Source organism: Sphingomonas sp. FG14 (assembly GCF_057809675.1).
The window spans coordinates 495,064-515,579 of the sequence record NZ_JBMDKK010000002.1; the positions used below are offsets into that span (position 1 = coordinate 495,064).

24 protein-coding genes are annotated in these 20,516 nt (G+C 66.3%); 8 read left to right on the forward strand and 16 right to left on the reverse strand.

The annotated features are described in order from the left end of the window. Positions 1 to 50: 50 nt before the first annotated feature. Positions 51 to 674: a YbhB/YbcL family Raf kinase inhibitor-like protein gene (locus tag ACODTA_RS10455; RefSeq protein WP_489065847.1), complete on the forward strand. Its 624-nt coding sequence runs from the start codon at positions 51 to 53 to the stop codon at positions 672 to 674. Further along, positions 671 to 958, forward strand: a complete 288-nt coding sequence (locus tag ACODTA_RS10460; protein ID WP_489065848.1) for a hypothetical protein — start codon at positions 671 to 673, stop codon at positions 956 to 958. The genes ACODTA_RS10455 and ACODTA_RS10460 overlap by 4 nt, the downstream gene beginning before the upstream one ends. Before the next feature lie 6 nt (positions 959 to 964). Here ACODTA_RS10460 and ACODTA_RS10465 read toward each other — a convergent pair whose 3' ends face one another. The 5 genes from ACODTA_RS10465 to alr form a co-directional block, all read right to left on the reverse strand. Continuing rightward, positions 965 to 1,183, reverse strand: a complete 219-nt coding sequence (locus ACODTA_RS10465; RefSeq protein WP_489065849.1) for a hypothetical protein — start codon at positions 1,181 to 1,183, stop codon at positions 965 to 967. Beyond that, positions 1,183 to 1,602 carry a nucleoside diphosphate kinase regulator gene (gene rnk, locus ACODTA_RS10470; RefSeq protein ID WP_489065850.1) on the reverse strand — a complete coding sequence of 140 codons (420 nt, stop codon included), beginning with the start codon at positions 1,600 to 1,602 and terminating at the stop codon, positions 1,183 to 1,185. The genes ACODTA_RS10465 and rnk overlap by 1 nt, the downstream gene beginning before the upstream one ends. Before the next feature lie 228 nt (positions 1,603 to 1,830). Continuing rightward, entirely contained in the window at positions 1,831 to 2,178 is a 348-nt protein-coding gene (locus tag ACODTA_RS10475) for a RidA family protein (RefSeq protein WP_222989868.1), read from the reverse strand. Between the two features lie 21 nt (positions 2,179 to 2,199). Beyond that, positions 2,200 to 3,456 carry a D-amino acid dehydrogenase gene (locus ACODTA_RS10480; RefSeq protein WP_489065851.1) on the reverse strand — a complete coding sequence of 419 codons (1,257 nt, stop codon included), beginning with the start codon at positions 3,454 to 3,456 and terminating at the stop codon, positions 2,200 to 2,202. Continuing rightward, positions 3,453 to 4,589 (reverse strand): alanine racemase, encoded by a 1,137-nt coding sequence (alr, locus tag ACODTA_RS10485; protein WP_489065852.1) that lies wholly within the window; start codon positions 4,587 to 4,589, stop codon positions 3,453 to 3,455. Before alr ends, ACODTA_RS10480 begins: the two co-directional genes overlap by 4 nt. Before the next feature lie 126 nt (positions 4,590 to 4,715). On the opposite strand from alr, the gene ACODTA_RS10490 reads away from it, so the two are divergent. Next, on the forward strand, positions 4,716 to 5,162 hold the full coding sequence (locus tag ACODTA_RS10490) for an Lrp/AsnC family transcriptional regulator (RefSeq protein ID WP_489065853.1): 447 nt from the start codon (positions 4,716 to 4,718) through the stop codon (positions 5,160 to 5,162). A gap of 52 nt (positions 5,163 to 5,214) precedes the next feature. Continuing rightward, a complete protein-coding gene (locus ACODTA_RS10495) occupies positions 5,215 to 5,415 on the forward strand; it encodes a hypothetical protein (protein WP_222989871.1) in 201 nt (66 codons plus the stop codon). 22 nt (positions 5,416 to 5,437) lie between these two features. On the opposite strand, the gene ACODTA_RS10500 is transcribed toward ACODTA_RS10495, so the two are convergent. Both ACODTA_RS10500 and ACODTA_RS10505 read right to left on the reverse strand, forming a co-directional pair. Next, positions 5,438 to 5,740, reverse strand: a complete 303-nt coding sequence (locus ACODTA_RS10500) for a DUF6958 family protein (RefSeq protein ID WP_489065854.1) — start codon at positions 5,738 to 5,740, stop codon at positions 5,438 to 5,440. Next, positions 5,737 to 6,276, reverse strand: a complete 540-nt coding sequence (locus ACODTA_RS10505; protein ID WP_489065855.1) for a GFA family protein — start codon at positions 6,274 to 6,276, stop codon at positions 5,737 to 5,739. Before ACODTA_RS10505 ends, ACODTA_RS10500 begins: the two co-directional genes overlap by 4 nt. Positions 6,277 to 6,362: 86 nt before the next feature. Between ACODTA_RS10505 and ACODTA_RS10510 the strand changes: the two genes are divergently transcribed. After that, the gene (locus tag ACODTA_RS10510) at positions 6,363 to 7,004 is read left to right on the forward strand and encodes a TetR/AcrR family transcriptional regulator C-terminal domain-containing protein (RefSeq protein WP_489065856.1); all 642 of its coding nucleotides are present in this window, start codon (positions 6,363 to 6,365) and stop codon (positions 7,002 to 7,004) included. A 7-nt stretch (positions 7,005 to 7,011) separates the two neighbouring features. On the opposite strand, the gene ACODTA_RS10515 is transcribed toward ACODTA_RS10510, so the two are convergent. Both ACODTA_RS10515 and ACODTA_RS10520 read right to left on the reverse strand, forming a co-directional pair. After that, positions 7,012 to 7,515 carry an asparaginase domain-containing protein gene (locus ACODTA_RS10515; protein WP_489065857.1) on the reverse strand — a complete coding sequence of 168 codons (504 nt, stop codon included), beginning with the start codon at positions 7,513 to 7,515 and terminating at the stop codon, positions 7,012 to 7,014. A gap of 88 nt (positions 7,516 to 7,603) precedes the next feature. Next, a complete protein-coding gene (locus ACODTA_RS10520; RefSeq protein ID WP_489065858.1) occupies positions 7,604 to 7,849 on the reverse strand; it encodes a hypothetical protein in 246 nt (81 codons plus the stop codon). A 222-nt stretch (positions 7,850 to 8,071) separates the two neighbouring features. On the opposite strand from ACODTA_RS10520, the gene ACODTA_RS10525 reads away from it, so the two are divergent. Further along, entirely contained in the window at positions 8,072 to 9,118 is a 1,047-nt protein-coding gene (locus tag ACODTA_RS10525; RefSeq protein WP_489065859.1) for an alpha/beta fold hydrolase, read from the forward strand. A 3-nt stretch (positions 9,119 to 9,121) separates the two neighbouring features. Here the strand turns inward: ACODTA_RS10525 and ACODTA_RS10530 are convergent, their stop codons facing one another. Genes ACODTA_RS10530 through ACODTA_RS10550 form a run of 5 tightly spaced genes read right to left on the reverse strand, consistent with a single transcriptional unit; the run spans position 9,122 to position 16,417 of the window. Continuing rightward, a complete protein-coding gene (locus ACODTA_RS10530) occupies positions 9,122 to 10,300 on the reverse strand; it encodes a VWA domain-containing protein (protein ID WP_489065860.1) in 1,179 nt (392 codons plus the stop codon). Then, positions 10,297 to 12,528 (reverse strand): DUF5682 family protein, encoded by a 2,232-nt coding sequence (locus ACODTA_RS10535; RefSeq protein ID WP_489065861.1) that lies wholly within the window; start codon positions 12,526 to 12,528, stop codon positions 10,297 to 10,299. The genes ACODTA_RS10530 and ACODTA_RS10535 overlap by 4 nt, the downstream gene beginning before the upstream one ends. Before the next feature lie 4 nt (positions 12,529 to 12,532). Next, positions 12,533 to 13,612 carry an ATP-binding protein gene (locus ACODTA_RS10540; protein ID WP_489065862.1) on the reverse strand — a complete coding sequence of 360 codons (1,080 nt, stop codon included), beginning with the start codon at positions 13,610 to 13,612 and terminating at the stop codon, positions 12,533 to 12,535. Continuing rightward, the gene (locus ACODTA_RS10545) at positions 13,609 to 15,030 is read right to left on the reverse strand and encodes a DUF5691 domain-containing protein (RefSeq protein ID WP_489065863.1); all 1,422 of its coding nucleotides are present in this window, start codon (positions 15,028 to 15,030) and stop codon (positions 13,609 to 13,611) included. The genes ACODTA_RS10540 and ACODTA_RS10545 overlap by 4 nt, the downstream gene beginning before the upstream one ends. Beyond that, a complete protein-coding gene (locus tag ACODTA_RS10550) occupies positions 15,023 to 16,417 on the reverse strand; it encodes an SWIM zinc finger family protein (RefSeq protein WP_489065864.1) in 1,395 nt (464 codons plus the stop codon). The genes ACODTA_RS10545 and ACODTA_RS10550 overlap by 8 nt, the downstream gene beginning before the upstream one ends. A 234-nt stretch (positions 16,418 to 16,651) precedes the next feature. Between ACODTA_RS10550 and ACODTA_RS10555 the strand changes: the two genes are divergently transcribed. After that, positions 16,652 to 18,781 (forward strand): PQQ-dependent dehydrogenase, methanol/ethanol family, encoded by a 2,130-nt coding sequence (locus ACODTA_RS10555; RefSeq protein WP_489065865.1) that lies wholly within the window; start codon positions 16,652 to 16,654, stop codon positions 18,779 to 18,781. Positions 18,782 to 18,784: 3 nt separating this feature from the next. Here the strand turns inward: ACODTA_RS10555 and ACODTA_RS10560 are convergent, their stop codons facing one another. Both ACODTA_RS10560 and ACODTA_RS10565 read right to left on the reverse strand, forming a co-directional pair. Then, the gene (locus ACODTA_RS10560) at positions 18,785 to 19,156 is read right to left on the reverse strand and encodes a hypothetical protein (RefSeq protein ID WP_489065866.1); all 372 of its coding nucleotides are present in this window, start codon (positions 19,154 to 19,156) and stop codon (positions 18,785 to 18,787) included. A gap of 86 nt (positions 19,157 to 19,242) precedes the next feature. Continuing rightward, positions 19,243 to 20,043, reverse strand: coding sequence for a transporter (locus ACODTA_RS10565; protein ID WP_489065867.1), 801 nt, complete (start codon positions 20,041 to 20,043; stop codon positions 19,243 to 19,245). A gap of 96 nt (positions 20,044 to 20,139) precedes the next feature. On the opposite strand from ACODTA_RS10565, the gene ACODTA_RS10570 reads away from it, so the two are divergent. Further along, positions 20,140 to 20,439 carry a hypothetical protein gene (locus ACODTA_RS10570; protein WP_489065868.1) on the forward strand — a complete coding sequence of 100 codons (300 nt, stop codon included), beginning with the start codon at positions 20,140 to 20,142 and terminating at the stop codon, positions 20,437 to 20,439. The last annotated feature ends 77 nt before the right edge of the window (positions 20,440 to 20,516 follow it).

Here is a 20,516-nt window from a genome sequence, read left to right on the forward strand (position 1 = left end):
AGCTTTCTTGGCTTCCGATCGTTCTCGAAACCGCAAGGAGGAGGCGCGCGATGCTGCAACATGTTCCGCATTGGCTTGGCAGCCTGCTCCGCAACGTGCGTGCGGGGCATGCGAAGCTTGTGATCGCGCAGGAGGAACTTCGTCTGGGCGACGGTTTCATAGAACTGTCGAGCCCGGCTTTCGCCGATGGCGGGCGATTGCCGATACGCTTCACCGCCGATGGCGAAGGCGTGTCGCCGCCGTTGATCTGGCGTGGCGTGCCCGAAGGCACCGCCAGCCTGGCGCTGATCGTCGAGGACCCGGATGCGCCGGCGACGAGCCCGATTGTCCACGCGATCGTCTGGAACCTGCCGCCTGACGAGACGGGCCTGGCCGAAGGTGCGATCGCGCGCGACGGTCATGGCGAGGCCGATGGCCGCGATGTCGGGCGAAACAGCCTGTTCGCCGAAGGCTGGCTGCCGCCCGATCCGCCCACGGGGCACGGCGCCCATGATTATGTCTTCCAGCTTTTCGCGCTGTCGGACACACCGGCGATCGGCGACAACCCCGGGCGCTCCAGCGTGGTGAGCGCGATCGCCGGTCGCGTTCTGGCGGCAGGCATGCTCGTCGCAAGCTATTCGCGCGGCGAGGAAGCCGGCGTGGGCAGTGCCGGATTTGCGGAGGCACGCGCATGAACAGCGGCAAGCCCGTGGGCTATGGGCATTGGATCCGGCAGGCCGAGGCGTGCCGGCGGACGGCGGAACGCATCACCGGCGAATTCACCCGCGCCTATCTGCTCGATCTCGCGATGCGGTGCGATGCGCTCGCGGCGGCATCGGTGCCTCGCATCCGCCCAAGGGGTGGCCTGATGGACGGTGTCGCCGGAGAGGGTGGGCTGATGTTCACGAAGCCGGTTCACGATCCGGTATCGGACATGCTGATCGCGCGGCGGCGGTTAGGCCCTGACGCGCACGGCTGACGGCCGTCAGGATATGCGGCGGATCAGCTCGCCGCTTTCGATCACTTCGAAACAGGCCTGGTCGATATAGCGCACGGGCTCGCCGGTCTCGAGCGTGAGCTTGGTCGCGCCCAGGTGACGGCGCGTGCCCGTACTGCTGCGCGCCAGATGCACATAGCGATATTCGACGACGGCAACCCGCGTGCCGTCGTCGCCGATGCAGCGATAGCGGGCGAGTTCCTCCATCACGGCGACTCTCCCGGCTTGACCTCGACGATGCGCAGCGATCGTTCCTGGCCTTCGCGATCGGGCCAGTCGATCGCGTCGCCCTGTGCCAGACCGATCAGTCCGGCACCGACCGGTGTCAGGATCGAGATCCGCCCCGCCTCGATATCGGCGTCCTGCGGATAGACGAGCTGCACGGTCCGCCGCGTGCCGCTGCGCTCATCGATATAGGCGATGACGCTGTTCATCGAGACGGTGTGCGGCGGCAGAGTATCCGCCGAATGGAGTTCGGCGCGTTCCAGTTCGGTGAGCAGGAGGTCCGCCACCACGGGCTGGGCGTCCTCGACCCTCAGGGCAAGCGCGGTCAGCGCCTCGCATTCCGTGTCGATGATATGGATGGGCGGGCGGCGGTGCTTCACCGCAGCCGAGGATGTCGTCATGATCATGTCTCTCAGGGTTCGGCGCGCGCTTTCATCGGCCGCCGGATGCTTCGGATACTGTCTCCCCGGGCTTCGGGTGAGGATAAAGGAAGCCCGGGGCTAGCTGCGCGCGGCGAGCTGCCCTGAGTGGTGGCGATATCGCCCATGGATGATCTCGGTGATCATCATCGTGATGTGGAGGCGCGAGGGCGGTCTGTCAAATCCGCCCTCGCGTCATGATGGCAAACCTTAGGGAAGCGCTGCGACGATGATGACTTCGACGCGGTACTCATCGGTCGCCAGCCGGACTTCGCCCGTCGCGCGCGCCGGCGCGGTCGCCTGGTCCACCCAGTCTTCCCACACCGCGTTCATCGCGGCGAAGTCGCCCATGTCGGCGAGCCAGATCGTCGCGCTCAGGATGCGCGAGCGATCGGTGCCGGCCTCGGCGAGCAGCGCGTCGATCGACGACAGCACGGTGCGCGTCTGCGCCGTCACGTCGTCGCCGGGATTGCCGACCTGGCCCGCCAGATAGACCAGCCCGCCATGGATCACGGCCTGGCTCATGCGCGGCCCGGAATGCAGTCTGACGATGCTCATTGATGGTTCTCCTTTTCGTGGTCAGGCTCGATAGCGTGCGATCGACAGGCCGTCCGCATCGATTTCGGGGGCGCGGCCGGAAATAATGTCGGCGATGACATGGCCGGATCCGCAGGCCATCGTCCAGCCGAGCGTGCCATGGCCCGTGTTGAGGTAGAGATTGGGAATCGCGGTCGGCCCCAGGATTGGCGGGCCGTCCGGCGTCATGGGCCGCAGGCCGCACCAATAAGAGACGTCCGAAAGATCGGCCGCGCCGGGGAAGAGATCGTCGACGCAGTAGAGCAGCGTGCCGCGCCGCCGCTCCGGCAGGTCACGATTATATCCCGAAATCTCCGCCATGCCGCCGACGCGGACGCGATTGCCAAGGCGGGTGATCGCGATCTTGTAGCTTTCGTCGAGCAGCGTGGAGACAGGCGCGCGCTCCGCATCGACGATGTCGGCGGTGATCGAATAGCCTTTCACCGGATAGACAGGCACTCGGAAGCCGAGCGGCTTCAGCAATGCGGGCGAGAAGCTGGCGAGCGCGACGAGATAGCGATCGCCCGTGATCAGGCCGCGATTGGTGCGGACTCCGGCGATCTGGCCCTGCGCCGTCGCAAGCGACTCGATCTCGGTGTCGTAGCGGAATTCGACTCCCATCTTCTGGAGCCGCGCGGCGAGTTCGGTCGTGAAGATCTGGCAGTCGCCGGTCTCGTCATTGGGCAGCCTCAGGCCGCCGACGAAGCGCTCGCGCGTCGCGGCCAGGCCGGGTTCGGCGCCCACGCAGCCGTCCCGATCGAGCACTTCGTAGGGAATGCCATAGTCGCGCAGCACCGCGATATCCTTGGCGCTGCCGTCGAGTTGCGCCTGGGTGCGGAAAAGCTGGAGCGTACCGCGCTCGCGATGATCATAATCGATGCCGAGTTCTGTGCGCATCTCCGCGAGCTGGTCGCGGCTGAACTCGGCCAGGCGGACCATCCGGCTCTTGTTGAGCGCATAGCGCGCGCTGGTGCAGTTGCGCAGCATCGCTGCCACCCAGCGCACCATTTCCATGTCGAGGCCGGGGCGCAGGATCAGCGGCGCATGACGCATCATCAGCCAGCGGATCGCCTTCATCGGAATGCCGGGCGCCGCCCAGGGCGAGGCATAGCCGGGCGAGATCTCGCCGGCATTGGCGAAGCTGGTTTCGAGTGCAGGCCCCGGCTGGCGATCGATGACGACCACTTCATGGCCGGCTTTCGCAAGATACCATGCCGATGTGACGCCGATGACGCCGGCGCCCAGGATGACGACCTTCATTGCAAACCCCTCGGTGACTGGATGTCGGTCACGCCGCTTTCGATGAAGAGGCGCTGGAAGCGCGTGCCCAGACGCGCCAGGATTTCGTGGTCGATCGTCCCGGCATCGTCGGCGACCTCGACGGCGGACTGGTTCGGCCCGATCAGCTCGACGAAATCGCCATGGCGGAGCGCATCCTGGGGCAGTGCGCCGATGTCCACCGTCATGCAGTCCATCGACACCCGGCCGACGATCGGCAGGCGCACATCCTTGAACCAGGCGGCGCCGCACCCGCTCAGGCTGCGCGGCCAGCCATCGGCATAGCCGATGCCGAGCGTGGCAAGGCGCTGGGGCGATGATGCGATATGCGCCAGCCCGTAGCCGACACCCTCGCCGGGTTCGATCGTGCGAAGCTGGATGACGCGCGCATCGAGCCGGACAGCAGGGCGGGGCACTGCGCCTGTCCCTGTCGATACCGTTCCGAACAGGGCAAGGCCGGCGCGCACCAGTTCGAAATGATATTCGTCGCCGAGCACCGCTCCAGCGCTGTTGGCAATCGAGGCGGGGACGGCCGGGAACAGCGATCGCACCGCCGCGAAGCGCGCGAGCTGATCGGCATTGGCCGGATGATCGGGCGTATCCGCGCAGGCGAGGTGAGTCATCAACAGGCGCAACGAAAGCTGTTCGGTCAGGGCTGCGTCGTTCGCCAGCCGCACGGCGCAGTCGAGGTCCATGCCGAGCCGCGACATGCCCGTATCGATCTGGAGCGCGGCGGGCAGCGCGCGTCCGCGTTCGATCGCCAGCGCACGCCAGGCGCCAACCTGTTCGGGCGCGTTGAGCACGGGAATGAAACCCCGGTCGGCGCAAAGCGGCTCATAGCCTGGTTCCAGCCCGTTGAGCACGAAGATCTCGCTGTCGGGGGCAAGGACACGGGCGATCGTAAGCGCTTCGGAGAGATGCGCGACGAAGAAGCTGCGGCATCCCTGCCGGTGAAGCGCTTCAGCAACGAAAGGCGCGCCGAGCCCATAGGCATCGGCCTTGATCACCGCGGCGCACACCGCCGGCGCGACATGCGCCGCGATCGCCGCGAAATTGGCGCGGACGGCATCGAGGTCGACGGTCAGACGACCGGTCCCGCCAGGACAGCCACTCATATCCACGCGCCACCTCCTGTTGCGGATGTAGCGGTGAAGCTGTCGAATATTTCGCCTGTTTGTGCTAGAAAGCGCCGAGTAAGAGCAATAATTCGCAGATTATTCGAATATGTGGAATAAATCACCATGCACGCCATCGACGAGATAGATCGCCGGATTCTGACCGCGCTGCGGCTGGACGGGCGGATCACCAACGGCGCGCTCGCCGCCAAGGTCGGCCTGTCCGCCTCGGCATGCCTGCGCCGCGTTCGCATGCTCGAACGCTCGGGCGTGATCCGGGGCTATACGGCGATCATCGCGGGCAGCGCGCCGGACGAGGGCATGACCGCGATCGTCCAGGTCGCGCTCGACCGGCAGACGGAGGAGTATCTCACCCGTTTCGAACAGGGGCTGCGCAATCATCCCGAGGTGCGCGAATGGTATCTGATGACGGGCGACGGCGATTATGTGCTGCGGCTGCAGATTGCCAACATGGCGGAATATGAGCGTTTCCACGCGACAGTGCTATCGCGTTTGCCCGGCGTGTCGCGTATCACCTCAAGCTTTGCCATGCGCAGCCATGCCCATCGATAATTCTTTGTGATGACGGTTGAAATCGGTTCGGGAAGACCGCTACCGGCGCGCGATGAGCATCATCGCAACCATCATGAATTCCGCCACCGGCGAACCCATCCAGAAAATGAGCTTCGGGCGGATGCCGCGCCCCTATGCCAGCTTCACGCTGAAATCGGGCGAACTGGTCACGGCCGAACGGATCGACATCGGCAAGCCGGCGCCGGGCAAATTCGCGGCGCCGGTCGATATCTGGGTCACGCTCAAGGCCTGACCCGACGCATCTCGTTCAATGATCAAAGCCGGTGCAGGCGCAGCGGCTTTGTCTCCTCGCGTTTGATCAGCGTCTTTGCTTCCAGGTCGAGTTGGACGCCCTTGAGCCACCAGCCCGCCTTGGCGCCGCCAGGGAACAGCGATTCGGGCAAGAGCGGCAACAGTCGCGCCTTGGTTTCGGCAACCGTCAGCCCGGGTGAGGCGGCGGGCAGCACCGCGAGGATCGCGTCGCGCATCGCCCGATATTTGTCGGCATCGACGCGGATCGGGCGGCCGGGGCTGTTGATATTCTCCATCAGCACCTTTTCAGACGTGTCGCTTTTCATGCGGCCTCCAGTCCGGGCACGCGCGGAACGCGCAGCCCCATTGCGATCCAGGCCCCGAGCAATCGCCACATGAAGCGGCCGGAATGGCGGGTATAGGCAGGGATGTCGTCGGGAAGGGGGATATCGTCCGGCTGATCGGCGGTCATCACCCGCATCTCCGGCGGCGGAGCATGATCGGGGAAACGATCGCGATACATGCTCAGCCAATGGCCCTTGGAAAATTCGAGCGCCATCGGGGCATTGCAGCAGCGTGCAACCAACCGACGCGTAGGCGAGTCGGGTTCGAGCCGAAGCGTCTCCAGCTTTTCGCCGCCGCGCGCGCAGCGGAGGCGGTCCTTGCGGTAGAGCAGGAATGCCGTGCCACCGACGGCGTTGAGCACCGCCGGTGCGCCTGGGCGCTCCTCGATCCGACGTCCGGCTGTCCGGCAACTCGTACAATGACAGATGACGCTCATGATCGGTGAGCCGGCCGTTTCGAAAGTCACCGTGCCACATAAACACGATGCCGTCAGGGACTGACTGTCTTCACCGTTCATCGGAGTCTCTTCTCTTCGTTGCTTGAATCAAACTGGACTGTCCAGTACTAAGAGTCAATCAACGCAAGCGATTGGAGGCTGTGCGCGTGACGGAAGCTCTGACGGCCGAGGGCGAAGGGCGGTCTGAACGAAAGCGCCGGGCGATCCTTGATGCCGCCACCGAAATCTTCCTGCGGAACGGTTATCCGGGCACCAGCATGGACGAGATCGCGGCACAGGCGGCGGTGTCCAAGCAGACGGTCTACAAGCAGTTCGCGAGCAAGGAGGCGCTGTTCGTCACGATCATCACCGGCATGACGTCCCTCGCCGGGGACGAGGTGCAGCGCGAGATCGCCGATCTGGGCGACAAGGATGATGTCGAGGCGCGGCTGCTCGCCTATGCCGAGCGGCAATTGATCGTGGTTCTCACACCTCGGCTGATGCAGTTGCGCCGGCTGATCATCGCCGAGGCGAACCGTTTTCCAGAGCTTGGTGCGGCGCTCGATCGCGGTGGGCCGGGGCGTGCGGTGGCCGGGCTCGCCGTCGCCTTCGCGCGCTGGTCCGATCGCGGACTGCTTGCGATCGGTGACGCACGGATCGCCGCCTCGCAATTCAACTGGCTGGTGATGGGCGATCCGGTGAACCGCGTCATGATGCTTGGCGACAGCGCCATACCCGATCAGGCGACACTGCGGCGTCATGCCGCGGAAGCGGTGCGGGCTTTCCTCGCGGCCTATCGGCTGCGTTGATGGGACCCTACTGCGTGTCGCGGCGGACGAAGGCGCCCTTCGCCCGGTCCTTCACCACTTCGCTGGCGTTGGAGATCGTGCCGTTCATCGCGATATAGACGCCGGGCGCGGCGGTCTGGGCCGCTGCGAATGCCATGCCGAGATTGAACACCGCATCGCTTTCCGCGAAGCGCGCGGGCGTGAAGGCGCCGACCAATATGATCACCTTGCCGGGAATGCCGGCCAGCGATTCCGCCGTCACCGTCATCGTATCGGTGCCATGGGTGATGACGAACCGCTTGGCTTCGTCTGCGCGAACGCGCGCGACGAGCGTTGCGCGATCCTCTTCCGAAATATCGTTGCTGTCCTTGCGGAACATCTCTTCCACCCGGTGCGGCTGGGTGACGCGCGCGATCTCCAGCAGCCGCGTCACGATCGTGTCGGTGATCTGATATTCGCTGAGGCTGTCGAAATACTGCTTGTCGATCGTCCCACCGGTGGTGAGCACCTGGATCGTGTCGTCGTTCGTCATCGATATCCCATCTCAAGGCGGAAGGCGCACCGACCATAGCCGATGCGCCGCGTCAATCTCGATCATGCCGGTTTTTTAGCGCGCGCCCTTAGCAGGGGCGCATGCCGCATGCTCCGCCCTGGCTGCGCTGGATGCCGCCCATCGCCTCGTTGGTTTGCCGGCGGGCTTCCTCCCACTCCTTGCGCGTCCGGCAGGTGCGCGTCTTCTGAAGGCGCGAGCCGGTGGCCGATTCGGTTCGGCAGATACGCTCATTGGGATCGGGGGCCGGCTTTTCCGTTTCGGGCGCGGCCAGCGCGGGCGAAAGCGCGATCGTGCTAGCGGCGCATAGAATCATAAATCGGAAAAACATGCGGAAAACCTCACTCGAAACGGGTGCGCAATGGCGCAATCGCCGATCAGCACTGATTTATATGTGTTTTGCGCATCGCCGGAAAGACCGGCATTCACCCAAAACGGATGAATTCATCCTGCGAGGGTGATTGTGGGGCCTGCATTCCGATGACAATGTTCGCGCAATATAATGTCGCCAAGCCGGATAAAATTGGCGGGAGGATATATGGCGGGATCACGGTCGTTGCGCGTGCTGAAGCGCATCGGAATCGGGCTGGGGGGCGTCGTGGTCCTCGCCGTGGCGTTAGGCGCCGCCTACGAGCAATGGGCACGGCACAGCGCCGCGAAGGATTTTCCGCCGCGCGGCCAGCTTGTCGATATCGGCGGGCGCAAGCTTCATCTCGATTGCCGGGGCAGCGGATCGCCGACGGTGATCCTCGAATCCGGCGTCGATCCCAACGGTACATTGTCGTGGCGCCCGGTGCATGATTCGATCGCAAGGATCACGCGCACCTGCGCCTATGATCGCGCGGGCATCATGTGGAGCGACGACAAGTCCGGGCCGCACGACGGCGAAGGGGTGGCGCGCGATCTTCACGCCATGCTGGAAAAGGCGGGCATCGGCGGGCCGCTGGTGCTTGTCGGCCTGTCCGCCGGTGGCCCTTATGCGATGACCTATACGCGGCTCTACGGCGACGATGTGAAGGGGATCGTGTTCGTCGATGCCTCGCATGCGGATCAGGGCAAGAAGCTGCCCCCGCCGGGGCGCAAGGCTTATGTCGAGTTACCTTTCGTGCCGCGCGCGATGTCTGCGCTCGCCTGGACCGGGATCTGGCGCCTGGTGCCCGCCCAGGCGGCGCCCGGTGAACCGCCGGCCGAAGCCGGCGCGCGCCAGGCCTATATGGGACACAGCATCGGCGGCGTGATCGCGGAAATGGACGCGCTGCCCGCGATCTGGGAACAGGCGGGCAAGCTCCGCAACCTGGGCGATCGCCCCGTCGTCGTCCTCACCTCCACCCAGCCCTATCCGCCCGAAATGCTGCAGGGGCTGGGCGTGACCAAGGCGGAGGGCGAGGGCATGCAAGCCCGCTGGAAGGCGCTCCATGCCGAGATCGCTTCATGGTCGACGCGGTCGCGTCAGGAACTCGTGCCCGATGCGGGCCACTATATCCAGAACGAGCGGCCCGATGTGGTGGTGCGCGCGGTGGACGAGGTGGTGAAGGCGGTGCGCGCCGACGTGGTCAAGGCGCCGGCCGCGGCGCCGGCGACCTGAAGGTCAACCGTCGGATCGGATCAGCTTGATGTCGCGATCGGCGGCCCAGCCATGCACGTCCTCGCGGCGAAGCGCGGTCGCCATCAGATCGGGGAATTGATCGGGTGTGCACGCGAAGACGGGAATGCCGAGCGCCGCGACCCTGGCGGATAGCGCGGGATCATAGGATGGCCGGCCGGTATCGGTGAGCGCCAGCAGCACGATCACATTGACGCCGGTCAGCGTTAGCCGCGCCAGCCGATCGACCAGCGCATCGGCATTGCCGCCTTCGTACATGTCGGAGATCAGCACGAAGGTCGCCTTTGTCGGGCGCTCGATCCGTTCCTCGCAATAGGCGACGGCGCGGTTGATGTCGGTGCCCCCGCCAAGCTGGACGCCGAACAGCACTTCCACGGGATCGGCGAGCGTTTCGGTCAGGTCGACGATCGCGGTGTCGAAGCAGACGAGCTTGGTCGCGACGACGGGCAAAGAGGCCATCACCGCCGCGAAGATCGATGCATAGACGACCGACGTCGCCATCGACCCGGACTGGTCGACGCACAATATGACCTCGTCGAGATCAACGATGCGCTGCTGCCGCCGCATGAAGCCGATCAGCCGTTCGGGCACCACCGTGCGATGCTCCGCCTGATAATGGCGCAGATTGGCCTGGATGGTACGCGGCCAGTCTATATCGGAAAAGCGCGGCCGGTTGGTCCGCCGGGATCGGTCGAGTGAGCCGCGGATCGCGTCCGCGGTCTTGCGCTCCAGCCGCTCCATCAGTTCGGCGACCACTTTCGCGATCACGATCCGCGCGGTCTCCTTCGTCTTTTCGGGCATCACCCCCCGCAGCGAAACCAGATCGGCGACCAGATTCACATCGGCTTCCACCGTCGCGAGGAACTCGGGTTCCAGCAGCATCTGACGCAGGCCCTTGCGCTCGAACGCGTCCTTCTGGATCACCTGCACGATCGGGGCAGGGAAGAATTCGCGGATGTCGCCCAGCCATTTGGCGACGCGCGGCGCCGATCCACCCAAGCCGCCGCGCCCCTTTTTCGGTGCGTCGTCGCCATCGCCGTAAAGCGCGGTGAGCGCTTCGGACATGCGGCGATCGCTGTCCGACAACGCGGAACCGCCATCCTCGGCGGCATCCATGCCCAGCGCCAGCGTCCAGCGGCGGTCGTGTTCGTTCGGCTCGGTCATCGCGGTGCCCCCGCCGTCAGCAATGCGATCACGCGTTGCTCATGTGCCGGCCAGATCGCGGCGGCGCCGTCGATCAATCGATAGCCGCCGGCGCCGCTGGTGCTGCCCCGCCCGAATATGGCGTCGATCAGCCGGCGCCTTTCGGTGCGGTCGAGCGCCGAGAAGACGCGCCGGAACAGCGGCAGATTGGCGGTGAAGGCGTCCTCGTCGAGCGACATCAGCCAGGCATCGACGGCATCGCGCAGCGACGCGTCGTGGATCAGTCTTTGCCCCGCGCCCTCCAGAAATCCTTCGAAGAACCCGGCGGCGTCGGTGACCGGTGTGCCGGGGGAAAGCATGCGACCAAGCAGGTCCGCCGCCGCATCGGCATCGAGCAACTCGGCTTCGTAGAGCAGCCGGGCGGCTGCACCCGCGATCAGGCGCGTCGCCTGCGCATCGCTCAGCAGCAACTGGAGCGCGCGGTGCCAGGTCTCCAGCGTATCGCCGTCGAGTTCGGCCAGTGCGATCGCGCGATTCGCCGCCAGGATCGCGCCGCGCAGTCGGCCCGCCGCGTCCGCGTTCAGATTGCGCGCGGCATAGGGCAGCGCCAGCGCGGCCTGAACGACGATGCGCGGCATCAGCGCGGAAAGATGCGCCGCCGTTCCCGCGCGCGCCTCACCATAGCGCATGATGTCGGCCATCGGCGTGATCGTGGCGAGCAATGTCTGGCAGTCGCTGGTCAGCGCGGCCTTGTCCTCCAGCAGCGCGATGCCCGCCTCGGTCGCGCGCGGCAGGTCCGCGACCATGGCGGCGCGGACCAACGTCGCCAGCGCGGCAAGATCGGCTTCGCCGCGCATCGCCTCGAGCAGGCGGCCGCCCGCAGCCTCGGCGATGGTCGATCCGAAGACGAGATTTTCGACCAGCCGCACCGCATATTCGGGTTCCCAGCAGAGCTGCCAGTTCTCGCGGAAGGTGCCACGGCTGCGCCCCGCATCGGCCAGGCGGCCCCATGGCACGTCGAGCGCGTTCAGCCGGTGAAGCAATGTCGATCGCGTGAGCCCGCTCTCGCTGCGAAGGTCGAGCGTCAGCGCGCGTTCGAGCGCCTCGGGCTTCAGGCGCGTCGCCTTTTGCTGGCGCTGCAGATCCTCCAGCAGCGGGGCGAGCGGCGTCGATGCGGGGATCTCGCCGACCGCCGATCCGATCAGCAGTTCCGCCGCGATATCGTCCCACAGGGCGCGTTCGCCGTTGCAGAGGCAGGCGATCGCGGCCTCGCGCAATTCCTCGAAGCCAGGCGCCGGCCGATCGCGAAGCGCCGCCAGCGCGGTGCCGAGCCGTTGCGCCTCGATCACCGATGCGGTCGACACGAAATGTCCGCGCTCGCGCATCACCCGTGCGATCCGCGCCAGCCAGACGACATCGCGTTCCTCGTTATCGCGCGTGTCCCACAGATGCGCGCACCAGCCGGGGGCGACGACGCCGGCGCCATAGCCGCTCGCGCGCGCCAGTCTTGGCGCGGTCCAGGGTGCCCAGGTCGCCTTGATCTTCGCTTTCGGACGTCCCTTCAGCAGGTCTCGGTCGGCGGTCAGGCTCTGTCTGGCGAGCAGTGCCGGCACATGCCACGCTCCGCATACCACCGCGACTGGCCCGTCGCTTTCATTCGCGGCGCGGGCGATCTCGATCCGCATATGCGCCTCGCGCGCGGCTTCCCGCGCGGAGAGTGGACCGGCTTCGGCGCGAAGCGCGCTCATCGCGTCGGCGACGGCCGCGAACACCGGGCCGGACGAAGGATTCTCCTCGATCACATCCGACCACCAGGATTCGCCGTCGTCATAGCCGGCTGCGATGGCGAGCATGCCGATGGGATCGCGGCTGATCGGATCGTCGTCGGCGGTCGCGGCGGCATCCTCGTCGATCCCGCCGTCATGCGCGCCCAGCCGGTCCGATGCGGGCAGGTCTATGAAGCGCAGCGCGGCGCCGTGCTGTACCGCCCAGAGCGCCGCCTGATATTCGGGCGAATAATCGGTGAAGGGAAAGAAGCTGGCGTTGGCGGGGTCGTCCTCGGCATAGGTCAGGAGCGCGACGGGTGTCGTCATGCCCGGATCCGCGAGCATCGGCAGCAGCGCCGACGCATCCGCCGGCCCCTCGATCAGCACCGTCGCGGGCGCGAGCGTGTCGAGCGCCTCGACCAGCCGGCGTGCCGAGCCGGGGCCGTGATGGCGGATGCCGAAGATCGAGACGTCGCCGGGCATCGCGTCAGATCAGGTCGGTCAGCGAGGCATAATAACCTTCGAAACCGCGCCGCTTCTTCAGCACGGTTTCGAGATATTCCCCAAGCACCGCGCGATCCTGCACCGGATCCTTGACCACCGCGCCGATCACGTTCGCCGCCAGCGTCTCCGGCGTCAGCGCGCCGTTGTTGAAGAAGGTCGCCTGGCTGATGCCGCCGACCATCACCGCGATCGCCTCCGCCGTCGAAAGCCCGCCAGAGGGCGATTTCAGCGCCACCTTGCCGTCCTCGGTCGAGCCGGAGCGGAGTTCGCGGAAGATCGCGACGACGCGCGCCACTTCCTCGGCGACATTCTTGGGGGCCGGCAGGTCCAGGCTTCGCGCCATTTCGCCGACGCGCTTGACGATGATCGCGATCTCCTCGTCGGCGCTGTCGGGCAGCGGCAGCACGACGACGTTGAAACGCCGCTTGAGTGCCGACGACAGTTCATTGACGCCCTTGTCGCGATTGTTGGCGGTGGCGATGATGTTGAAGCCCCGCGCCGCATAGACCGCGTCGTTGAGTTCGGGGATCGGCATCATCTTTTCGGAGAGCACGGTGATCAGCGTGTCCTGCACGTCGCTGCCCATCCGGGTCAGTTCTTCGAAGCGGCAAAGCTTGCCCGTTTCCATCGCGCGCATCAGCGGCGTCGGCACCAGTGCGTCGCGGCTCGGGCCGTGCGCGAGCAATTGCGCATAGTTCCAGCCATAGCGCACCTGGTTCTCGTCGGTGCCGGCCGTGCACTGGATGATCATCGTCGAATCCCCGGTGATCGCGGCGGCCAGATGTTCCGAGACCCAGGATTTGGCGGTGCCCGGCACACCGAGCAGCAGCAGCGCGCGATCGGTGGCGAGCGTGGCGACCGCGGTTTCGATCAGCCGCTTGTCACCCACATATTTGGGTGTGATCGTGGTGCCGTCGGCGGCCTTGCCGCCCATCAGATAGGTGACGACAAGCCGGGGCGACAATGCCCAGCCCGGCGGGCGAGGGCCGGTATCGCCGGTCGCCAGCGCCGCCAGTTCGGCCGCATGGCTCTTTTCGGCGGGTTGCCGCAATATCTCGCTCATCGAGTCGCTCCATTGTTTTCCAGGGCGGCATTCAGCCGGATCATGTCGAGGCGGGGATCGGCGGCCAGCATGCCGGCGCGGCCGAGCCGTTCCATCGCCTGGGCTGCTGCCGATCGCGATGCGAGCAGGCCGAACGCCAAAAGCTCTCCGGCCAGTTCCGCAGGACGCATCGCGTCATTATTGCCCGCAGCCGCGACGATCGCGGCGCCGGCCGGCGTGTCGATCAGGCCATCCAGGCCGCAATCGCCGCCCGCGATGTTGAGCGCCACCTGGCAGGAGGCGCGCCGCCGCAGCAATTGCCGTGCGAAATCCAGGCGTTGTGCGCGGTCCAGCCTTGGCAGCAACGCGTCGAGCGTCGGCATGGCGGCGGTGCCGATATCGTCGAGCCGCGCGCACAGCGCCGCGATCAGCGCGTCGGGGGCGGAGCGGGCGGCCATCTCGGCGATGCCGGCATCGGCGATATAGTCTTCACACCAGGTCCACATCTGCGCGAGCTCATCGGGTGTGATCTGCAAGGCCGATGCGAAGCCCGCGATATCGACACTCGCGAACAATGTGCGCCGCCGCTGGTGCTGCGCCGGCGTCTTGAGCGGCAATGCCGCGACGATCCTGGTCCGCCGCAACAATCCCTTGGTCCGGACTTCGAAATAGCCCGCAAGTTCGGCCGCGTCCTCGCCAGCGGCGGCGCCATGGCCGAGCCGCGCGAGCAGCGAGGCTGCCAGCGATTTTACCTTGGGCGCGCGGTCGCTCGTCGCGAGCGTCTGGAGCAGGGCGGTATCGCCATCGGACAGCCTCGTCGCCAGCAGCGAAAGCAGGCGCAGCCGCGTGTCGGCACCTTCGCCGGCCAGCCTGGTTTCAAGGAGCGCGCGTCCGGCGGCGGGATCGCGGCGCCGCAATTCGCCGAATGCGGCCTGCCGCGCGGCGGGCCAGAAATCGTCCCAGCTCTCGGCGGTGAGCGCATGTGCCGATGTCCGATCCTTCGCCGCCGGCGACGCCGCTGCTTCGGCCCAGTCGCGCCACGGCGCATAGACATCGGGTGTGTCGTCGTCGCTCGCGGCGGGCATCCAGTCGGCGGGATGCATCGTCCAGCCGCGTGCGTCGAGGAAACGAAGCAGGTCGCAGCGCTGGCGCGTTTCCTTGATCGAAAGCAGGATGCGGCGCACCGTCGCGCGCAGCGGGGCGGGAATGGTCGGAAGCGCCAGCACCGGCACATCGGGCAGCACGCGCAAACCGGCGGGCGGCTCAGTCGTCACCGCGACGCCCAGAAACTGGCCTGACAGCGCGAGAAGCCGCAGTTCGGCTTCTTCGGGGGCGTCGCCGAGCGCGTCTTTCCAAAGGCTGGTCGCGGGCGCGGCGGCGGCCCCCATCGTCCAGCGCGTCAGTACCGCGCCCAATGCGTCGTGGATCGCCTCAGCCATCGGCGCTGATCCGTCCCCAGCGCGTCTGCGCGGCCAGGATCGTCAGCCGGTTGCCGGACCAGATGGCGGCCGCCCGGTCCAGGTCCGTGCCGCACAGCAGGCCCTCGACCGCGCCGGTGACCGGCAGCACGGCATCGCCGCTGCCGGCGCGCCACCAGGGGCGGTCCTCGGGATCGAGCGCGATCCGCCCTGCCGGCAGCAGGATCGGCAGGTCGAGCGCCCAGGGTTCGGAGAGAAGCGGCGCGGTCAGTTCGTCGTTCAGGGGTGTTTCCGTGGCGGGCCAGCCGGCCGGCGCGCCATCCTGCGCCGCCGGGGATCGATTGACGAGCACTGCCCGAAGCGGGCGTTGCCCCGGATAGAAAGCGAGTTCGCCCATGAATTGCTCGCCTGGTGTGAACACCGATCCGCGCCGGCCGGCGCTTGCGGGGAAATAATCGAGCAGCATCGCGAAGCGCGGGCCTTCGGCGTCAAGATTGAGCAGCCAGGTGGTTTGCGAGACCAGCCCGTCGCGGCGCGTCTGCACCTGTTCGGCCAGCACCTCCCAGCGTGCCGAAACACGCGTCGCGTCGGGGTTGTCGAGCACCGCGTCGCGCGATTCCGATGTCGCCACCGCCCGGCGGATATCGGCATCGCGCGGGGCCGCGCGAAAGGCGCGGGCAAGCAGCACCAGCTTGCCGAGTTCCACAGTCGCGCCGCGCGGCCGGTCGCCCGTCGGCAGCGCCAGCAGGCGCGCGGGCAATTCATCGATCCGGCCAGCGAGCGTCGCCGCCTTGCCGTCGACGAGCCGGGCCGCGATCTTGCGGCAGCGTGCGGTGGCATCGTCGATGAAGCCGGCCAGGCCCATGCGAAGCTGGTCACCGATCCATTGTTCGAGCGCATCGAGCGCATCCACGATGGCGCGTTCGGTGTCTTCGGATCGCTTCGCCGCCGCCGCCTCGCGCCGCGCGGCTGCTTTTGGATCTTCCGGCGCTTCGACCTCTTCGGCCAATGCTGCGCGCAGGTCCTTGGCCGCCGCCGGCGCGGTGGTGGCCGCCGCCTTGGGCGCGCCCGCGCCTGTCCGCCGTCGTCCCAACCAGTCGCTCACCCAATCGGGCGTGTCGGCGGTGGGGAAGGGTATGATCGACTCGGCCTTCAGCCACAACAGGCCGAGCACGTGTTTGCAGGGGAATTTCCGCGACGGGCAGGTGCATTTATTGCCCAGGTCGCGCAGGTCCGCCATCACCCGATAGGGGTTCGCGCCGGATCCCGCGCACTCGCCCCAGATCAGTGCCCCGTCATGACTGATGCCGGCGCCCGACCATTTTGCGGGTTTGGCGAGGCCGGCCGCGGCCTTGAGCGATGACTGATCGGTGGCAAGCTGTTCAACCGCCTTCAGATCGATCGCCACACCATTCCCCTACGCCCGGCGCCGCCATGATAGGCGACGATTATGGAGGTGTGATGTCACGCCATCGCGCCTCCCGATCGGATTAATCGGACAGGCGCGGTTCGGGAAGATGCGCGTGCGCCTGTTTCACATATTTTCAAATCATTGGCTCAATCGGAAAATCATTTTCCATTTGGAGTTGCGCCGGCGGCGCGCGCATGACACCTTCCCCGGAAACAGGGACGGGGGCGGACCATGCGGATCTTTCGGCTTGTCATGATGGCGGCGATCGCGGTTCTAGGATCGTGCAATGTGACGCCGGATGCCTCGGGCGATCCCTTCGCCCTGCCTGCCGGTACCGATGCGACCGAATGGCCGCTCTATGGCCATGGTTTCGGCGAGCAGCGTTTTTCGCCCGTCGCCGATATCACCCGCGCCAATGTCGGTACGCTCGGCCTGGCATTCTCGTTCGACGATTTCGTCGTGCGTGGCCGAACCCATCGCGGCGCACAGGCGACACCGATCATGGTCGACGGAACGCTCTATTTCACCGGACCGTGGAGCGTCGTCTACGCGGTTGATGCCAAGACCGGCGCGCTCAAATGGTCGTACGATCCCGAAGTGGACGGTGGCTGGGGGAGACACGCCTGTTGCGACGTGGTCAATCGTGGTGTCGCGGTGTGGAAAGGCGTGGTTTATGTCGGCACCGTCGACGGCTGGCTGGTCGCGCTCGACGCCGCGACGGGCAAGCAGAAATGGCGATCCGACACGTTCGTCGATCGCACGAAAAGCTATGCGATCACGGGCGCGCCACGCATCGCGGGCAACAATATCGTGATCGGCAATGGCGGCGCCGAAATGGGCGTGCGCGGTTATGTCAGCGCCTATGACGCGGAAACGGGCAAGCTTTCGTGGCGCTTCTACACGGTGCCGGGGGCGGGCCCCGACGAGCATCCCGAAGTGGCGATGGCGCGCAAGACCTGGGCGCCCACGGCTCGCTGGGACCTGGGCGGTGGCGGCACCGCATGGGACGGGATGACCTATGATCCCGCGCTTGGCCTGATCTATATCGGCGTCGGCAATGCCGGGCCTTATCCAGCGAAGCTGAGGAATGGCGGGGGCGCGGGCGACAATCTGTTCGTCTCCAGCATCGTCGCGCTCGACGCCGCGACGGGGCGGATGAAATGGTATTACCAGACGACGCCCGGCGACGAATGGGATTTCACCGCCACGCAGAACATGATCCTGGCCGACCTCGATATCGGCGGGAAGCCGCGCAAGGTGCTGATGCAGGCGCCCAAGAACGGCTTCTTCTACGTGCTCGACCGCGAAACCGGGGCATTGCTGTCGGCGGAGAAATATACGCCGGTCACCTGGGCCAGCCATGTCGATATGAAGACCGGCCGGCCGGTGCTGCTCGACAATGCCGATTACAGCAAGCAGGAGCGCGTGATCTGGCCGTCCCAGGCGGGCGGGCACAATTGGGCGCCGATGGCGTTCAGCCGCGAAACGGGGCTTGTCTATATCCCGACGATCGAAATGCCGATCAAGTTCATGGTCGCGGACAAGGAGATGAAGCAGCTGGTGCCTGGCGCCGCGAACATCGGCGTCGGTGCCGACTTCGCCGATGCGAAGCGCGACGCGGCGATCATGAAGGGCATGCCGGCCCCCACGCAGCATACCGTGCTGAAGGCCTGGGATCCGAAGACGGGCAAGGTGGTGTGGCAGAGCAAGCCGATGCCCTATTGGGGCGGTGGCGTGCTGACCACCGCGGGCGGTCTGGTGTTCCACGGATCCACCGACGGCAAGCTGCGCGTTTATGGCGCGACCGACGGCGCGCTGCTCAAGGAGATCGATACCGGGCTGGCGATCATGGCCGCGCCGATGACCTATCGGATCGACGGCCAGCAATATGTGGCGGTGCTGGCCGGACTGGGTGGTGCGATGACAGGTTTCCCGCTGCTGCCGGGATTCGCCGCCAATATCTATCAGAACCACGAGCGGTTGCTGGTGTTCAAGCTGGGCGGCGGTCCGGTCGATCTGCCGCCGCGCTATGTGAAGCCGGCGATGCAGCCGATCCCGACCGGACTGCCGACCGATGCGGCGACGATCCAGCGCGGGCTGATGGCCTATGCGGTCAATTGCGCGCGCTGCCATGCGCCGAGCGGTACGCGCAACGGCTATCCCGACCTCTGGAACCTCTCGCCTGAAACGCATGCGGCCTTCGACGCGATCGTGCTCGACGGAGCGCTGAGCTATGCGGGCATGGCGAGTTTCAAGGATGTGCTGACGCCGGCGGACACGCTCGCCATCCGCGCCTTCATCGCGGACGATCGGCGCAAGGCGGGAACGCGCAAGCCGGTGGAGCGATCAGCAGGGCATTGAGGGCTATTTCGAACGTGGCCGGGTGACCGCTCCGCGTAGATACAGAGCGCGCGTCTCCAGTTCCTGCCGCTCGGAGGCGGACAGTCCGTCCTGGCTCAAGCGGGTCGCCAGACTGTCGATCATCCGGGTCTCTCGGCGGAACTGCCGCGCTTCGGCCCGCGACATCGCGCCGGCGTCACGGGCATCGTCAATGCGGTCGCGGATATCGTTCATGTCACGCCATGTGCCTGGCCCCGTCTCGCGCCTGTCGATCGTCAGCGGATTGGGCCGGAACGCATCGGCCGATGATGGATGCAGGGCGACGATCTGCGCGGTCGCGGGGCTTGCGATCGCAGCAGCAGACAGGGCGAGTGCAGCTAGTGCCAATCCGCGCATCGGGGCTCCTCCGTCGTCAATTCGCGCGATGATCATGGAGCCATGCTGAATGGGAGCCGAACCGCTATCGATCGGGTGGTCCGCGATCAGAAGCGCCGGGCGATCCCGAAATAGAGTTCGGTATCGGGGCTTGTGGCGTTCAGGCCGATATTGAGCCCGATATCGAACTGAAGATCCTTGTCCGGCTGCCACCCGGCGGACAGGCCGGCCAACGCCTCGGTGGTGTGGCCGGCGGGATCGTCGTCACGATGGATCGAGATTTCGGTGCTCGCGGAGAGGGTGTCGGTCAGCGAAAATTCGAGCCCGGCGATGCTGCCATAGCCGAGATGACGACCCGCGCCGTCGCCATCGACCGCCGCGTCGATTTCGGGCGCCAGCGCCAGCGAGATACCGCCGAGATCGAAGCTCATGGGAATGAGCAATCCGGCGCCCCAGTCGCCCGCACCGATCGCCTTGCCGCCACTGGGCAGGGTGACATAGGGCATGGCCGCGATCGAGAAACCGGACCCGTCAGGATTGCGGAAATTCCGGCGCAATGCCAGCGTGACGTCGCCCGCGCCGGCGGTGTCGTGGGCGGTGCGGGCTATCCGGTCATACGTCCGCACATGACCATAGGCCGTCCAGCCGATCTGCGCTTCGAGATGGTTGGTCAGCCCGACGCGTACCAATGCGTCGCCCGCGACGAGGGTGTCCGTCCGCATCGGGCCTGCCGTGTCGCGCGTCCAGTCGGCCAACCCAAGTTCGGCCAGCACATGACCGCTATCGAGCGTGCAGGCCGGCGTGCCCAGTCCCGGCCGGTCCGGGCAAAGGTCGCGCAGGGGTGGCGCATCTGCCCATGCCGGCGTCGACATGCTGGACAGGAAAAGCGCGATGGCGATGCGGCGCATGCGCAATGGCTCCACGCTTTGGCCAGGTCAGTCAAATAAATCTTCCGTCATGAAGTCGCGAATACAACCTTGATCCCGCCCGGCCATTGGTTCGGCATGGCACGTAATCCTTCCTGGGCGGCGCTCGCGATCGATAGCTGGATGCTTGGCGTGGAATCATCCGCCGTCATCGGTTTGCGGATGATGACAGTCTCGCAGGGCGGCTCCGCCGCTGCGGCAGAGGCGCAGCGGATGGTGGCGGAGAAGGTGCGGGCGGCGATCGAGCTTCAGGCGCTGGCGTTCACCGGTTCGCTTGGCACGACGCCGAACGCTGCCGCCGCGAAGTCGATTGCGCATTACGGAAAGAAGGTGCGCGCCAATCGCCGCCGCCTCGCCAGACGCGCCCGAAAGGGCTAGAGCAGGCTGCGCTTAGGTTGAAGCGCAGCCTGCTCTATTTATTATTTGTTCTCCGCATTTTGCGAGTCGTCAGGTGA

Bases quoted from the DNA above. Each gene is read 5' to 3' on its own strand.
- ACODTA_RS10455 (WP_489065847.1), top strand. From the start codon at position 51: ATGCTGCAACATGTTCCGCATTGGCTTGGCAGCCTGCTCCGCAACGTG.
- ACODTA_RS10460 (WP_489065848.1), top strand. From the start codon at position 671: ATGAACAGCGGCAAGCCCGTGGGCTATGGGCATTGGATCCGGCAGGCC.
- ACODTA_RS10465 (WP_489065849.1), bottom strand. From the start codon at position 1,183: ATGGAGGAACTCGCCCGCTATCGCTGCATCGGCGACGACGGCACGCGG.
- rnk (WP_489065850.1), bottom strand. From the start codon at position 1,602: ATGACGACATCCTCGGCTGCGGTGAAGCACCGCCGCCCGCCCATCCAT.
- ACODTA_RS10475 (WP_222989868.1), bottom strand. From the start codon at position 2,178: ATGAGCATCGTCAGACTGCATTCCGGGCCGCGCATGAGCCAGGCCGTG.
- ACODTA_RS10480 (WP_489065851.1), bottom strand. From the start codon at position 3,456: ATGAAGGTCGTCATCCTGGGCGCCGGCGTCATCGGCGTCACATCGGCA.
- alr (WP_489065852.1), bottom strand. From the start codon at position 4,589: ATGAGTGGCTGTCCTGGCGGGACCGGTCGTCTGACCGTCGACCTCGAT.
- ACODTA_RS10490 (WP_489065853.1), top strand. From the start codon at position 4,716: ATGCACGCCATCGACGAGATAGATCGCCGGATTCTGACCGCGCTGCGG.
- ACODTA_RS10495 (WP_222989871.1), top strand. From the start codon at position 5,215: ATGAGCATCATCGCAACCATCATGAATTCCGCCACCGGCGAACCCATC.
- ACODTA_RS10500 (WP_489065854.1), bottom strand. From the start codon at position 5,740: ATGAAAAGCGACACGTCTGAAAAGGTGCTGATGGAGAATATCAACAGC.
- ACODTA_RS10505 (WP_489065855.1), bottom strand. From the start codon at position 6,276: ATGAACGGTGAAGACAGTCAGTCCCTGACGGCATCGTGTTTATGTGGC.
- ACODTA_RS10515 (WP_489065857.1), bottom strand. From the start codon at position 7,515: ATGACGAACGACGACACGATCCAGGTGCTCACCACCGGTGGGACGATC.
- ACODTA_RS10520 (WP_489065858.1), bottom strand. From the start codon at position 7,849: ATGATTCTATGCGCCGCTAGCACGATCGCGCTTTCGCCCGCGCTGGCC.
- ACODTA_RS10525 (WP_489065859.1), top strand. From the start codon at position 8,072: ATGGCGGGATCACGGTCGTTGCGCGTGCTGAAGCGCATCGGAATCGGG.
- ACODTA_RS10530 (WP_489065860.1), bottom strand. From the start codon at position 10,300: ATGACCGAGCCGAACGAACACGACCGCCGCTGGACGCTGGCGCTGGGC.
- ACODTA_RS10535 (WP_489065861.1), bottom strand. From the start codon at position 12,528: ATGCCCGGCGACGTCTCGATCTTCGGCATCCGCCATCACGGCCCCGGC.
- ACODTA_RS10540 (WP_489065862.1), bottom strand. From the start codon at position 13,612: ATGAGCGAGATATTGCGGCAACCCGCCGAAAAGAGCCATGCGGCCGAA.
- ACODTA_RS10545 (WP_489065863.1), bottom strand. From the start codon at position 15,030: ATGGCTGAGGCGATCCACGACGCATTGGGCGCGGTACTGACGCGCTGG.
- ACODTA_RS10555 (WP_489065865.1), top strand. From the start codon at position 16,652: ATGCGGATCTTTCGGCTTGTCATGATGGCGGCGATCGCGGTTCTAGGA.
- ACODTA_RS10560 (WP_489065866.1), bottom strand. From the start codon at position 19,156: ATGCGCGGATTGGCACTAGCTGCACTCGCCCTGTCTGCTGCTGCGATC.
- ACODTA_RS10565 (WP_489065867.1), bottom strand. From the start codon at position 20,043: ATGCGCCGCATCGCCATCGCGCTTTTCCTGTCCAGCATGTCGACGCCG.
- ACODTA_RS10570 (WP_489065868.1), top strand. From the start codon at position 20,140: ATGGCACGTAATCCTTCCTGGGCGGCGCTCGCGATCGATAGCTGGATG.